Source organism: Microlunatus speluncae (genome assembly GCF_009299835.1).
Lineage (GTDB): Bacteria > Actinomycetota > Actinomycetes > Propionibacteriales > Propionibacteriaceae > Microlunatus > Microlunatus speluncae.
The window spans coordinates 79,391-93,019 of the sequence record NZ_VKCZ01000015.1 but is presented as its reverse complement, the minus strand read 5'-3'; the positions used below and the strand labels follow the sequence as shown (position 1 = coordinate 93,019).

Here is a 13,629-nt window from a genome sequence, read left to right as displayed (position 1 = left end):
CGACCACGCCGGGAAAACTTCGCGCCGGATCTCGCCCCCACCGGCGTTCTTCGCGCCGACTCGGGCTCCCGCGGCCGTCCGGTGTTCAGATCGAAGATCCCTGGGACAATCACCGCCGTCGACGAACCCGAGACAGGAGCAGTGACGTGCGGATCGTGGTGGTGGGGGCCAATGGAACGCTCGGTGCCGCGGTGGCGGCCGACCTGGGCGCGGAGCACGAGGTCGTCGGGGTCTCGCGTCGCACCGAGCCCGGAGTCGATCTGGAGGATCCGGCGTCGCTCGACGCGCTGTTCCGCGCGGTGCCCGGGGCAGGGGCGGTGGTGTGCTGCGCGGCGAGTGGTCCGCTGCTCGACCTGATGGGCGCGGGCGACGCCGAGTTCGCGGCCGGGCTGCGGGGCAAGCTGCTCGGCCAGGTCGCGCTGGCCCGCCGCGCCTTCGCGGAGCTCCCCGACGGCGGTTCGGTCACGTTGACCGGCGGGACCTTTGCCGAGCCGCTGCCCGGCGGATCGCTGGGTGCCCTGGTCAACGCCGGGCTGGAGGGGTTTGTCACCAATGCCGCGGCAGAACTTCCCCGGGGACTGCGGCTCAATCTGATCGCGCCGGGGTGGATCCGGGAGAGCCTGGTCGCCGCCGGGCTCGACACCGCGGGTGGGACCCCGGCCGCGGACGTCGCCCGACACTTCCGATCCTGCGTCGAAGGCGACCACAACGGGCGCGTGATCCGCGCCTGAGCCTGCCGATCCGGAGTTGGGGTCAGCCGGTTTTCGCGACGCCGACGCTGTCGACGACGAAGTCGGGGGCGCGGGTCAGGTGGGTGCGGGCGAAGGAGAGGGACTCGGCGAGGTCGACCTCGCGCTGGGCCCGGGTCTGCGCCTTGCGCGAGTTGATCTCCAGCACGACGTGGCCGCTGAAGCCGCGGCGGGCCAGGTGGTTCAGCACCTCGGCGGCCCGCTGGTCGCCGCGGCCCGGGACCAGGTGCTCGTCCTTCATCGACCCGTTGCCGTCGGTCAGGTGGACGTGCCGCAGCCGGTCGCCCCAGGCCTCGACCAGGTCGACGGACTGCTGCCCGGCGGTCGAGGCGTGCGACAGGTCGAGCGTCAGGTGCTCGTAGTCGTGGTGGGTCGGATCCCAGCCGGGCAGGTAGGCCTTCAGCTCGCCGCCCGGGGTGCGCCACGGATACATGTTCTCGACGCAGAACTTGATCCCGGTAGCGCCGTTGAGGCGATCGATGCCTTCGGCGAAGTTCTTGCCGTACTCCCGCTGCCAGCGAAACGGCGGATGGACCACGACGACCTCGGCCCCGAGCCGGTGGGCCGCCTCGGCCGACCGCTCCAGCTTGGCCCACGGGTCGCTGCCCCAGACCCGCTGCGTGATCAACAGGCAGGGCGCGTGGATCGCCAGCACCGGCACGCCGTGATAGTCCCGCAACTTCTCCACCGCGTCGATGTCGGCGGCGACCGGATCGATGCCGACCATCACCTCGACGCCGTCATAGCCCAGACGGCGGGCCAACTCGAAGGCGCTCGAGGTGGTCTCGGGATAGACCGAAGCGGTCGACAGGGCGACCTTCGCGGTCGTGGCCCGGGCCACAGACCCCGGGTCGTTCTCAATATCCGGCACGACTATCAGCGTACCCACAAACGGCGTTCTCACGCGCGGGTCGATCGCGGCCGTGGATACCGGCGTCCCACCGGGCCCGGGCGTAGGCTGCCCCAGTGCCGGAAGTGTTGCTCCCTTTTCCTCGTGCCTTCGCCGAGTTCGTCAACCCCGAGGACGCCGATGAGGTGTTCCGCTGCGACCTGACCTGGTTGACCTCGCGCTACACCTGTATTTTCGGCCGCGGCTGCCCGGGGATCTACGCCGACCGGCCGAACGACGGCTGCTGCACGCTCGGCGCTCACTTCGCCGACGAGGACGACGAGAAGCGGGTCCGTAAAGCCGTCAAGCAACTCACCCCGGAGCTGTGGCAGAACCACAAGGAGGGGCGCAAGCGCGGCTGGGTCGAGCGCGAGGAGGACGAGACCGTCGCCCCCGGTGACGAGCCCGGCCGGAAGACCCGGGTCTTCGACGGCGGCTGCATCTTCCTGAACAAGCCGGGCTTCGCCGGCGGCGACGGCTGCGCGCTGCACCACCTGGCGGTCAGCCAGGGCCGCGACTTCCTGGAGACCAAGCCCGACGTGTGCTGGCAGTTGCCGATCCGGCGCCAGTTCCGCACCGTGAAGCGGGCCGACGACACCAGCTACACCGAGATCAGCATCGGCGAATACAGCCGGGACGGCTGGGGGCCGGGCGGGCACGACCTGGACTGGTACTGCACCGCGAACACGGAGGCGCACGTCGCCCAGGAGCCGGTGTACGTATCCAACCGGCCCGAGCTGACCGCGCTGATGGGCCAGCAGGCGTACGAGCAACTGGCGGTCCTGTGCGCCGATTTCGACGCGAAACCGGGGCTCGGGATGCGCCATGCCGCCGATCCGGCGCAGGCCGTGGCGCGCACCCGGGGCAAGAACGGGCGGGCGACGGTAGCACAGGCCGGAGCGCGGAAGAAGACGTGACCCCGGTCTCATCGTGACCGACCGGTCCGGTCACAATGAGCGGTATGCGACTGGATCATCTCTCCTTCGCCGCGGGCCCCGAGGGACTCAAGGGGACTGCGGAGCAGTTGAGCCGGCAACTCGGGGCGGAGTTCCACGACGGCGGATTCCACCCCAGGTTCGGCACCCGCAACCAGATCCTGCCGCTGTCCGGCGGCCAGTATCTGGAGGTGGTCGAGGTCCTTGATCACCCGGCCGCCGAGAAGGCCCCGTTCGGCCAGGCGGTGCGGGCCCGGTCCAACATGGGCGGCGGCTGGCTCGGCTGGGTGGTCGCCGTCGATGATCTTGCTCCGATCGAGCAGCGGCTGGGCCGCAAGGCGGTGCCCGGCAACCGCCGGCTGCCCGAGGGCGATGAGTTGCAATGGCAGCAGATCGGGATCAAGGGCCTGCAGGCCGACCCGCAACTGCCCTTCTTCATCCACTGGTTGAGCGACTCCGAGTCCCATCCGTCGGTCGGCGGCGGCGACATCCGGCTGGTCAAGCTGGAGATCGCCGGCGACTCACACCGGGTGGACGAGTGGCTCGGCGGCCCGGCCGATCATGTCGTGGATGATCTTGAGATCTCCTGGATCGCGCCGAACGGTCAGCCGGGGATCGATGCGGTGACCTTCGAGACGCCGGCCGGTCCGGTCCGGATCTGATGTCACAGTTCGTCCGGCCGGAGTTGGCCGAGCTCCCGGCGTACGTGCCCGGGAAGCCGGCGCCGGTCGGTCCCGGCGGGGTCTCGTACAAGCTTTCCAGCAACGAGAACCCGTTCCCGCCGCTGCCCGGGGTGCTGGAGGCCGTGGCGGCCGCCTGTGCGCGGATGAACCGCTATCCCGACATGGCCAACGCGGCCGTGATCGAGGCGACGGCCGACCGGCTCGGCGTCGCCGGTGATCAACTGGCCTTCGGTTCCGGCTCGTCGGGCGTGCTGTATCACCTGATCCAGGCGACCTGTACGGCCGGCGACGAGGTGGTCTTCGCCTGGCGCAGCTTCGAGGCGTACCCGATCGCGGTCCGGCTGACCGGGGCGACACCGATCATGGTGCCGCTCGGCCCGGGCGGCGTCCATGATCTCGACGCGATGCTGGCGGCGATCACTCCGGCCACGAAGATGATCTTGGTCTGTTCGCCGAACAATCCGACCGGTCCGGCGATCGGCCACGACGAGTTGGCCGCCTTCATCGCGGCGGTCGACGGCCGGGCCCTGGTCGTGCTGGACGAGGCCTATCGCGAGTTCGTGGCGACGCCGCCACGGACGATCGAGTTGATCAAGGACCATCCGGGCCTGGTCTCGCTGCGCACCTTCTCCAAGGCGTACGGGCTGGCCGGGTTCCGGGTCGGCTACTGCATCGCCGATCCCGCTCTCGCCGGCGCGGTCCGCAAGACCGCCATCCCGTTCGGCGTCTCCGCCCCGGCCCAGGCCGCGGTGATCGCCTCCCTGGCAGCCGAGCGCGAGCTGCTGGACCGGGTCGCGGTGATCATCGAGCGGCGCGACGCACTGCTCAGCCGGCTCCGCGCGACCGGCCTCGAGGTGCCGGACAGTCAGGCCAACTTTGTCTGGCTACCCCTCGGCGACCGCACCACCGCCGCCGTGAAGACCTTCACCGAAGCCGGCCTGATGGTCCGCGGCTACGGCGACGACGGGCTGCGGATCACCGTCGGCGAGCCGGAGGCCTGCGACCTGGCCGTCGAAGTGGCCGGCACCCTGGTCAACTGAGTTCGAATTCCGCTTGCTCCCATACCCGCCATGCCTCGCGTGTTCACTTTTTCTGACTGTTCAATTATCATGAACAATTACAGATAATGAACGGAGGCGCGTCGTGGAGGAGTTCCGGGCGCAACTCGCGGACTGGGGAATCGCCGCCACTCCGTCGCCTGGCGACCAAGCCCGCCATGCGGCGGATCTCCGGCTCAGCCGTGGATCGTCCGCGCAGAACTACTCCTGCAAGGTGATGGCCGGAGTCCGGTTCGCAGAGGTTGCGCGGGCCGATCGCGGGGATCTGCCACTGCTCGTCCTCACCAGGTATGTCTCACCCCGGACAGGTGATTCGCTGCGGCGCGCAGGAATCCAGTATCTCGACTCGGCAGGAAACGCCTGGATCGAATTCGGGGACGTGCTGATCGACGTCCGCGGTCGTTCCCGACCGGCGGACACCGACGGCCCGGTGCAGCCGGTCGGCAATCTCCTCAGCACGGGGCGCGCTCAGGTCGTCTTCGTGCTGATGGCCTGGCCGGAACTCTGGCACGGGTCTCGCCGCGAACTCGCTCAGGCCGCCGGGGTCTCGGTCGGCCAGGCTCATAACACCGTCTCAATGCTGACCGAGCTCGGATACCAGGACGGCGCAGAGTTGCCCGGGCAGGCGTCGCTGCTTGATCTCTGGGCCGCGTCGTTCCCGGTCGGGCTGGCGCGCCGACTGACCCTCGGCGCGTTCCGCGGCGAGCTCGACCCGGTCCGCGGCGCCAACGCCCAGGACCAGGTGCTGGTGTCCGGCGAACAGGCTGTCGAGGATCTGATCCGCCCGACAACCCTGATCGTCTACGTCGCCGAACTGGATCCGCGACTGCCGCTGGTGAATCGATGGCGCGCGGACGGTCCATCGAACATCACGGTTCGGCGCAAGTTCTGGGACGCCCCGGACCGAAACGACGAAGATCCCGCAGTGACCGTCGCGCCCTGGCCACTCGTCTACGCCGACCTCCTGAGCAGCGATGATCCCCGCGTCCGCTCCGCCGCCATCGAGTGGAAGGATCGTCATGTTCGACCCGAGCAACGTCCCCGCTAGTGTCGTCGCTCCCCTGGCCGGCGTCGTCGAGGCCGCTTTGGCCACGACCTCGCACCTGGCAGCGAGGGACATCATGATCGTCGGCGCACACTGCCGCGACATCATGCAGCGCGCGCTCGGCCATGCCTTCGCCACCACCGCTACCCATGATCTTGATCTCGCGCTCGCCTTCTCGTCCTGGCGCTCATTCGAGGCGCTGTCCGAGGCCTTCCCCAGGCTGGGCGACACGGGGATTCGCTACCGCATCGCCGGCGTCGTTGTTGATCTTCTTCCCTTTGGAGACGTCGAGGATCCCCGCGGGACGGTGGATCCGCCGACGAGGCGCGAGGCGATCAGCGTCTGGGCGTTCGACGAGATCTACCGCAGCGCGCTGCCGCTGAATCTGTCCAGGGCGATCAGCATCCGGATCCCGACGGTGGCCGGATATGCGGCGGCCAAGATCGGGGCGTGGCTTGATCGTTCCAACTGGCGGGAGACCAAGGACGCGGCGGATCTCGGCTTGATCATGTTCTGGTACGCGGAGTCACGCGTCGTCCAACACCGCCTGTACGACACGCCTGCCGGAAACGACGTACTCATCGCCGAAGTGGCAGATTTGCAGCTCGCCTCGGCTCGACTGCTCGGGGCCGACATCGCGACGACGATCGGGCCTCAGCGATTGGTCGAGCTACTCGATCGTTGGCCGGGCGACCGGCGTCTGCTTGCTCGCGACCTGGATGTCCGCAACGTTCCGGGCTGGCCGCGCGATCATGATCGACGGCTCGAACTGGTCGCGGCGTTGACTCGAGGCCTATCCACCGCAAGTTCCCGGTGATTGGTCACGTCCGCGCTCAGGCCGGAGTTTCGAAGAGTTGATCTTGGCCGTCTTCGAGGGTCAGCGGGACGGTCATGTCGGCGGTCTCGGCCGGCAGGGCTTCGATTTGCCAGCCGGTGATCAGGCGGGTGTCCAGGGTGAGGTGGCGGCCGGTCCGGTCGAGCAGGTGCAGGTCGGGGCCGGCGACGGCGAGCAGCCGGCCGGCGACGATGCCACCGGGCGCCAGACGACTGACGTTTCCGTCGTAGACCGGCAGGTCGGCGATCCCGAAGGCCGCGACATGATCATGGACCTCGAGCGGCAGTCGCTCCAGGGTCTCGGTCCAGCCGCCGACCTCGACCGCGCGCCGGTACAGCTCCTCGATGCCGCGGGCCCGGTCGGGGTCCGGCGGCAGCCGATGCCGGACGGAACGCTTGCGCCGGTACGGGATCCGGTCCGGCACCGCCAGCGCGTGCCGCAGCACCTCCTCGGTCCGCCGGCCGGCCATCAGCGGCCCGCGGCCGAGCCAGCTGAACGCGATCGCGCCCTGCTCCAGCAGCCGGGCGGCGCCGCGCTCCTCGGCGGTGATCCCGACCTTGATCATTCCGGGCCCGAACCAGGCCAGATAGACCCGGTACGGCCGCGGGTCGTCGGCGATGGTGTCGGCGGCGACGGAGTGCAGTCGGTCGAGCCGGTTGCACTCGGCACACTGGCCGCCGGTGCTGGAGCCGGCGACCACCGACCGGAGCGGGCAGACACTGCCCCGGGCGCCCGGGCACAGCCGCTCGCCGACGGCCCGGAAGCCGATCAGCCGCCCGTACGCCAGGGCACTGACCCGACCGCCGTCCCAGCGCAGCCCGGGCTCACCGTTCTGCCAGGTCACTCCACCACTGCGCCACCCCATGCCCCCAAGTCTGGCCCACGCCACCCTCAGCCCGGCGGCGCCGTCGGCCCGGTAGCGAGGTCGGCCCGGTAGCGAGGTCGGCCCGGTGAGCATGGACGAGGGTGATCGGCGGCGCGTCCGACAGGTCGACCCGGCCGAGCTTGATCAGGCCGGCGGCGGTCGCCCACTGCCGGTAGTGGCCGAGCGGATGCAGCCCGCCGCGGCCGGCACGGGCGTGCAGTCCCAGGGCGTACAAGGAGATCGAGCGGTGGTCGGCCGCCGGGGTGTCGGGCAGCGCGTCCAAGATCATCAAGATCGCGCCGGGTCGCAGCGCCGCGGTCAGCCGGGTCAGCAGCCGGGCGTTGGTCGGGCCGTCGAAGAGATGGCAGAGATTGCCGACCATGATCAGGTCGTAGGCCTGGCTGGGCAGGTCCGTGGTCAGCGCGTTGCCGGCCCGGAACCGGAACCGGTCGCTCAGGCCGGCGGCGGTGACCGCGGCCCGGGTGGCCGGCAGCACCGCAGGCAGGTCGAGGGCGGTGACCCGGCAGCCGGGCACGGCCGCGGCGACGGCCAGGCTCCACGGCGCGGCGCCGGCCCCCACGTCCAACACCTCACCGACCGCGATCCGCTGCCCGGTCAGCCAGCGGGCGGCCGCCGCGGCCGGTGCCGCCATCAGCGCGCCGAGGTGCCGGACCGCCGCCGGATAGAGCTGTCCCGCCCCGTCCGGGGTGCCGGCGGCGATCACCGGCACGCCGGTCCGCAACACGTCGGGCAGCCCGTCGCCCAGGGCCAGCAGTCGGTCCAGCGCGGTCGGCCGGATCCCGATCGGGTGGTGCCGGCCGGACTCGTCACTGCGCACGATTCCCAACCCGGCCAGGGCTCCGAGCAACAGGGCGGCCCCGCCGGCGGTGAGGCCGCAGTCGGCGGCCAGCTCGGCCGGCGTGGCCGGGCCGCGGTCGAGTCGCTCCAGGACGCCGAGCCGGCTGGCCCCGGTCAGCGCGCCGACGGCGGTGACCGCATCGGTGAGGAAGCCGAGATCGTCGAGCCGGAGCTCGCCCGGCTCGGTGATCATGGTCCGCTCACCACGGTCCCGGTCGTCCCGTCCACCGTGACCGGCTCGCCGTCGCGCAGCAGTTCGGTGGCCCGGCCCGCGGCGACGACGGCGGGCACCTGATGTTCCCGGGCGATGATCGCCGGATGGGAGAGCACGCCGCCGGTCTCGGTGATCAAGGCGCCGATGCTCGGGAAGAGCACCGACCAGACCGGCGAGGTGGTCGGGCAGACCAGCACGTCGCCGGCGCGGATCCGGTCGAACTCGGCCTCGCTGCGGATGATCTTGACCGGTCCGGTGTAGCGGCCGGCCGAGGCGGGCAGGCCGCGCAACACCGCTCCCGCCGGCCCGTCCGCGACCACCGGTTCCGGGCCGATGACGTGTTCCACGCCCCACAGCAGTGAGCGCATCGCCTGCCGCGCCTCGGCCGGCAACGCGTCCAGCGCCGGCGGCGAACCGGGCTTCGGGCCGTACGCGACCGGCCCGGGATGGGCCAGGGCCCAGGCCCGTTCGCCCCGCCGCCGGGTGATCAACTCCTGCCGTGCGGCCCCGGAGCGGAGGGTGTCACGCAGTTCGGCCGGCTCCAGGAAGAAGGCGTCGTCCGCCCCGGCCAGCAGGCCGCGGGCGACCAGCCGCCGACCCACCTCCAGCGCGGCCAGCCGGACCAGCCCGGTCGGCGCGCTGACGGTGAAGAACTCGTTGTCCTCCCGGACCGGGTACGCAAGCTCCGCGCGGCCGAGAGCCCGCTCGAAGCGCTGCCGATCCGCGTCCGACCGGCCGGCGAGCAACTGTCGCGCCGCGGCGATCGCCGCATCCCGGCGGGCGGCCGTCGCCGCGTCCTCGGCCGCCGGATCGTAGCCGGTGGCGAGCTGGTCCCGGATCAGGCCGAAGGTCAGCCGCGGCACCTCGGCCAGGGTCGGCTCGGCCACCTCGTAACGCAGCCCGCGGCAGCCGATGTCGTGCTGATACCGGGTGAACTCCCGGGCGAAGTCGGCATCGAGCCCGGCCGGCAGCTCGGCCGGCGGGTCGGCCCGCTCCAGCAGCCGGCGGACCTCCGGCCGGCTCCGGGCCAGCTCGGCCAGTTCGGCCAGCCGCCGGCCGGGTTCGGTCGACCGGGTGGACAGGCCGGACACCAGCGCCAACGACCCGACCGTGTCCCAGCCGAACAGCTCCTCGCAGGTGAAGTGCAGGTCGCCCAGCTGCAGCACGATCGCGGCATGCAGCCGGAAGTGGACCAGGTCGCCGTCGTCGTAACAGGCGAGCGTCCGGGCCAGGTGCCGGTCCAGCTGCTCGTCGGTGCAGGCGGTCAGGTCGGCCTCGCGCAGCCGGGCGACCCGGTCGACGAATTCCGGCCGCCAGCTGTCGTACCAGCGCTGGATCAGGGCACCGGCGGTGTCGTCCCGCACGGCCGCCAGGCAGGTGCGGATCCTGGTCCGCATCGCCGGCACCAACCGCAGCAGCAGCGGCATCAGCCAGGCCGGCGGGGCGGGGCGGTCCACACCGCCCAGCGGCACCAGCCGGATGTATTCCCAGCCGCCGAGGTCGGCGTAGCCGATGCCGTCCAGCAGGAAGCCGAACTCGGCCATCATCCGCCGGGTGGCCTCGTTGCGGATCGACATCAGCTGCCGGGTGAACGGGGTCCACGGCTGCGGCGCGTGGCTCTCCTCGCGGGTCCAGTAGCCCGGCGGCGGGTCGATCGCGATCGGCACCGGCTCGGGCGCCGGATCGGGCAGCCCGGTGATCGGCCGGGCCTGGAGCAGGAACAGCTCACCGGCGGCGACCGCCCATTCGATGTCCTGCGGTACGCCCTCGGCGGCGACGACCCGCTCGGCCAGGGCGGCGACCTCGCGGGCCAGCCCGGCGTCGATCGCCTCCTCGCCGCCGGGCCGGCGCTCCGCCACCCCACCCCTCACCGACCATTCGTCCGGAGTGGCGGAGCCGTCGACGAGCCGATCGCCCAGGCCGCGGACGGCGTTGACCAGGGTCCGGGACCGGTCGCCGCTGACCGGGTCCGCGCTGAACGCGACGCCGGCGACGTCCGCCGCGACCATCCGCTGCACCAGGACGGCCAGCGCGGCGTCGGGCGGCAGGCCCCGGGCGGCTCGATAGGCCCGCACCTGGTCGGAGCCGGCGGACGACCGGCACTCCTCGATCGCCGCCAGCAGCGGTCCGTCGCCGGCGACGCCGAGCACGGTGCGGTACTGGCCGGCGTGGGAGGCCTGATCGCCGTCCTCGTCGACGCCCGAGGACCGGACCGCGAACGGACCGCCGCCGAGCCGCGCGGCCGCGGCGAGCACGGCCCGGGTCAGCTCCGCGTCCAGCGGCGCGGCGGTCGCGGGGATGACGAAGCCGTCCGGCACCGGGAAGCCGGCACCGCGGAGCCGGGCCAGGGTCGCGGCCTTGCGGCCGGCCGAGTCGGGGTCGAGCGGGTCCGCCCGATCCAGTGCTGGCAGATCAAGCGACGGCAGGTCGTGGCGGTGTTGCAGCGGCATGATGCGTTCCTTCGAGGTGAGCTCCCTTGATCATCGGCGGCCGCGCCGGTCCGGACCATCCGTCGAGCTACGTATCCGCGGCGGATTTCGGAGGCTACGGAGCGCCGCCCGGCCGGTCGGGCCGGGCGTGGTCGAGGACGTACCGGGTCAGGGCGACCCGCGAGCCGACGCCCAGCCGCGCGTACACATGTTGCAGATGGGTGGTCACCGTGCGCGGACTGATCACCAGTCGGCGAGCGATCTCGGCGTTGCTCAGCCCCTCGGCGACGAGCTGCACCACCTCGGCCTCGCGCGGGCTGAGCCCACCGGCCGGCTGCCGCGGTGGCCGCGGCGGGGCCGGCGCGACGCCGAGTTCGCGCAGCCGGCGGCGGGCCCGGTCGCCGAAGCGCCGGGCGCCCAGCCGGCCGAAGATCAACACCGCCTCCTGCGCCGCGGCGACCGCCGCTTCGGGTTGGTCGGTCGCCGCGTCGGCCCAGCCAAGCCGGCTGCGGGCGAGGTCGAACGGCAGTTGCAACTCGGCGAACAGCTCCGCGGCCCGGAACAGTTCGCGGCGGGCGGCGGCGTGGTCGCCGCCGGCGAGCGCGACCAGACCGGTCAGCCGGGCGGCCAGTGCGGCCGGATAGGGCGCCGAGGGATCCAGCCCGGCGATCACTGCCGCGGTGCCGAGCGCCGCGTCCGGTCGGCCGGCGGCCAGCTGGATCTCGCCGAGCGCGGCGAGCTGGTACGGCCGCAGCGTGATCAACTCCGACCCGTGGTTCGCGACCGCGGCGAGCGCCGCAACCGGATCGCCGCGCTCGAGCAGGAGCAGGGCTTCGATGGTCTCGACGACGCTGAAGACGTGCCGGTCCGACTGCTGATGATCACCGAACCGGGTGCGCGCTTCGGCCAGGCAGCCGGCCGCCTCGGTCAGGGCGCCGCGGTGGGCCAGCACGAGCCCGCTGACGGCGAGGCCCAGCGCCACGGCCCGGGGGCTGTCCACCCAGTGCCCGAGTGACACCAGCTCGGTGCCGACCCGCGCGGCGCCGTCCCACCGGCCGGCCAGGAAGTCGGACAGGCCGGACAGGCAGACCGCCATCGAGCCGTGGGTCGGCAGGCCGTTGGCCCGGGCCAGCCGGAGCGAGCGCCGGCCGAGGGCCCGGGCCTGATCATGCCGGCCGAGGGTCAGCTCCAGCGCGATCAACTGTCGGTAGGCGTGTTCGGTGACCAGCAGATCACCGGTCGGTTCGCCGGTCGCGATCGCCTCCCGGCAGGTCTGCCGGACCTGTTCGTAGTCGCCTTCCTCCTGTTGCCGGTAGGCCCGGCAGAGCTTGGCGAAGGCGACCACGATCGGCTGCTCGGTGCGCCGGCCCAGCACGAACAGCTCGTCCGCCTCGGCCTCGACCGCGTCCAGTTCGCCCATTCGGGCGAGGATCCGGGCCCGGACCTCGCGGAGCCGGATCAGCTCGGCGTCCGGCGGGTCCGCGGCCAGGCCGTCCGACAGCACCGCCAGCGCCGCGGCCGGCAGCCCCTGATCCCATTGCGCGTACGCCAGCCGGGCGCAGACCCGGGCCACCCCGCCCGCATCACCCAGCCGCCGGTGGGTCTGCCGCGCCACCTCCCAGGTGGCCAGGGCCGCGTCGGCCCGGCCGGAGATCAGTTCGGCCTCACCGAGCAGGTCCAAGATCATCGCGGTCCGCCGGTCGTCGCCCAGCGTGGCGGCGTGCGACCGGGCCGCCTCGAGATAGCGGGCCGCCTCCGCCCCGGCCTGCACCGCGAGGGCCCGGCGCCCCGCCTGCAGCAGCACCTCCAGCGCCCGGCCGGCCTCGACCTGGCCGGCCGCCCCGCGGTAGTGCGGGGCCAGCAGCTCGGTGGCGTCCGGCCGGTGCCGCTCGATCGAGGTGGCGATCGCGGCGTGCAACCGGCGGCGCTCGGTCTCCGCCAGCTCCCCGTACGCGACCTCGGCGTAGGCCGGATGGCCGGTCCGCAACACCACGTCGGGGCCGGGCACGGCCTCGGCCAGCAGGCCGCTGGTGATCATCGGCCGCAGCCGCGCGGTCAACGACCCCGGGGCCAGGCCGAGCACGTCGGCCAGGATCTCCGGCTGCGCCGCGTCGCCGGCCAGCGCGATCAGTTCCAGCAGCGCACGGTCGGCTGCGGCCAAGTGGCGGAGCCGGCCGAGGACCAGGTCGCGGACGACGGCCGGGACCAGCTCCAGCGCGCCGGGGCCGAGTCGCCAGACCCCGTTGCCGCGGATCAGCGAGCCGCAGCCGATCAACTCCCGGATCAGCGCGGTGACCAGCAGCGGGCTGCCGGCCGACCGCTGCACCAGCGTCTCCACCAGGGGCGCCGGAGCCGATCCGTCCAGCACCGAACCGGCCAGCGCCCGGACCGCGTCGTCGGTCAGGCCGGCCAGCCGCAGTTCCTCGGTGATCGGGTCGCGGCGCAGGTCCTGCAGCAGCAGCCTGAGCGCGGGCGGATCGTCCGGCTCGTCGGTGCGATAGCTGCCGATCAGCAACAACCGGCGGTCGCCGACCCCGCGCGCGAGGTAGTGCAGCAGCTCCAGGGTCGCGGTGTCGGCCCAGTGCAGGTCATCGACGGCGAGCAGCACCGGGTCGCGGCGAGCCAGCCGGCCGATCAGTTGGGTGACGGCCTCGAACAGCCGGGTGCGCTCCAGCGCGCCGTCGCCCAGGGCCGGGGCGGGCGACAGCGGCAGCTCGGTGAACAGCCGGCCGAGGTCCGGCAACCCCTGCGTCAGCCGGGCCCGCCGGGCCGGATCCAGTCCGCTCAGCGAGGGACCGAGCGCCTCCAGCAACGGTGCGTAGGCCAGCCCCTGGCCGAGGATCCGCCCGCTACCGGACAGGGTGAGGAAGCCGCGGCGCTCGGCCAACAAGGCGATCTCGCCGGCCAGCCGGGTCTTGCCGATGCCGGCCGTCCCGCCCAGCAGCAGCACCCGGCCGCGGCCCTGCGCCGCGTCCGCCAGCAGTCGTCCGGCCGTCGCGAGCTCGGGCTCCCGCCCGATCAGCTCCGCCGCTGCTCGTCCCGTCTCCGTGCCAGCCATCCCCACGCTCC

11 protein-coding genes are annotated in these 13,629 nt (G+C 72.6%); 6 read left to right on the top strand and 5 right to left on the bottom strand.

Annotated features, from left to right (window positions below; genetic code table 11):
* Positions 1-146 precede the first annotated feature (146 nt).
* Positions 147-731: a short chain dehydrogenase gene (locus FNH24_RS21285; RefSeq protein ID WP_152364248.1), complete on the top strand. Its 585-nt coding sequence runs from the start codon at positions 147-149 to the stop codon at positions 729-731.
* 22 nt (positions 732-753) lie between these two features.
* Here FNH24_RS21285 and FNH24_RS21280 read toward each other — a convergent pair whose 3' ends face one another.
* Complete coding sequence (locus tag FNH24_RS21280) at positions 754-1,620, bottom strand: sugar phosphate isomerase/epimerase family protein (RefSeq protein WP_246187008.1); 867 nt, start codon at positions 1,618-1,620, stop codon at positions 754-756.
* A 95-nt stretch (positions 1,621-1,715) separates the two neighbouring features.
* Here FNH24_RS21280 and FNH24_RS21275 point away from each other — a divergent pair, with 95 nt between their 5' ends.
* The 5 genes from FNH24_RS21275 to FNH24_RS21255 all read left to right on the top strand — a co-directional run bounded on the left by FNH24_RS21275 (position 1,716) and on the right by FNH24_RS21255 (position 6,176).
* A complete protein-coding gene (locus FNH24_RS21275) occupies positions 1,716-2,555 on the top strand; it encodes a DUF3109 family protein (RefSeq protein ID WP_152364247.1) in 840 nt (279 codons plus the stop codon).
* A 44-nt stretch (positions 2,556-2,599) separates the two neighbouring features.
* Positions 2,600-3,235: a VOC family protein gene (locus tag FNH24_RS21270; protein WP_152364246.1), complete on the top strand. Its 636-nt coding sequence runs from the start codon at positions 2,600-2,602 to the stop codon at positions 3,233-3,235.
* Positions 3,235-4,296 (top strand): histidinol-phosphate transaminase, encoded by a 1,062-nt coding sequence (locus FNH24_RS21265; RefSeq protein WP_152364245.1) that lies wholly within the window; start codon positions 3,235-3,237, stop codon positions 4,294-4,296. Before FNH24_RS21270 ends, FNH24_RS21265 begins: the two co-directional genes overlap by 1 nt.
* Before the next feature lie 397 nt (positions 4,297-4,693).
* Positions 4,694-5,362, top strand: a complete 669-nt coding sequence (locus FNH24_RS21260) for a type IV toxin-antitoxin system AbiEi family antitoxin (RefSeq protein WP_161606248.1) — start codon at positions 4,694-4,696, stop codon at positions 5,360-5,362.
* The gene (locus FNH24_RS21255) at positions 5,334-6,176 is read left to right on the top strand and encodes a hypothetical protein (RefSeq protein ID WP_152364243.1); all 843 of its coding nucleotides are present in this window, start codon (positions 5,334-5,336) and stop codon (positions 6,174-6,176) included. The genes FNH24_RS21260 and FNH24_RS21255 overlap by 29 nt, the downstream gene beginning before the upstream one ends.
* A 16-nt stretch (positions 6,177-6,192) precedes the next feature.
* Here the strand turns inward: FNH24_RS21255 and FNH24_RS21250 are convergent, their stop codons facing one another.
* From FNH24_RS21250 to FNH24_RS21235, 4 genes are all read right to left on the bottom strand, one after another.
* Complete coding sequence (locus FNH24_RS21250; protein ID WP_152364242.1) at positions 6,193-7,059, bottom strand: DUF2797 domain-containing protein; 867 nt, start codon at positions 7,057-7,059, stop codon at positions 6,193-6,195.
* The gene (locus FNH24_RS21245) at positions 7,019-8,110 is read right to left on the bottom strand and encodes a class I SAM-dependent methyltransferase (RefSeq protein WP_152364241.1); all 1,092 of its coding nucleotides are present in this window, start codon (positions 8,108-8,110) and stop codon (positions 7,019-7,021) included. The genes FNH24_RS21250 and FNH24_RS21245 overlap by 41 nt, the downstream gene beginning before the upstream one ends.
* Complete coding sequence (locus FNH24_RS21240; RefSeq protein ID WP_152364240.1) at positions 8,107-10,581, bottom strand: PEP/pyruvate-binding domain-containing protein; 2,475 nt, start codon at positions 10,579-10,581, stop codon at positions 8,107-8,109. Before FNH24_RS21240 ends, FNH24_RS21245 begins: the two co-directional genes overlap by 4 nt.
* 94 nt (positions 10,582-10,675) lie before the next feature.
* Entirely contained in the window at positions 10,676-13,618 is a 2,943-nt protein-coding gene (locus tag FNH24_RS21235) for a helix-turn-helix transcriptional regulator (RefSeq protein WP_161606247.1), read from the bottom strand.
* Between the last annotated feature and the right edge of the window lie 11 nt (positions 13,619-13,629).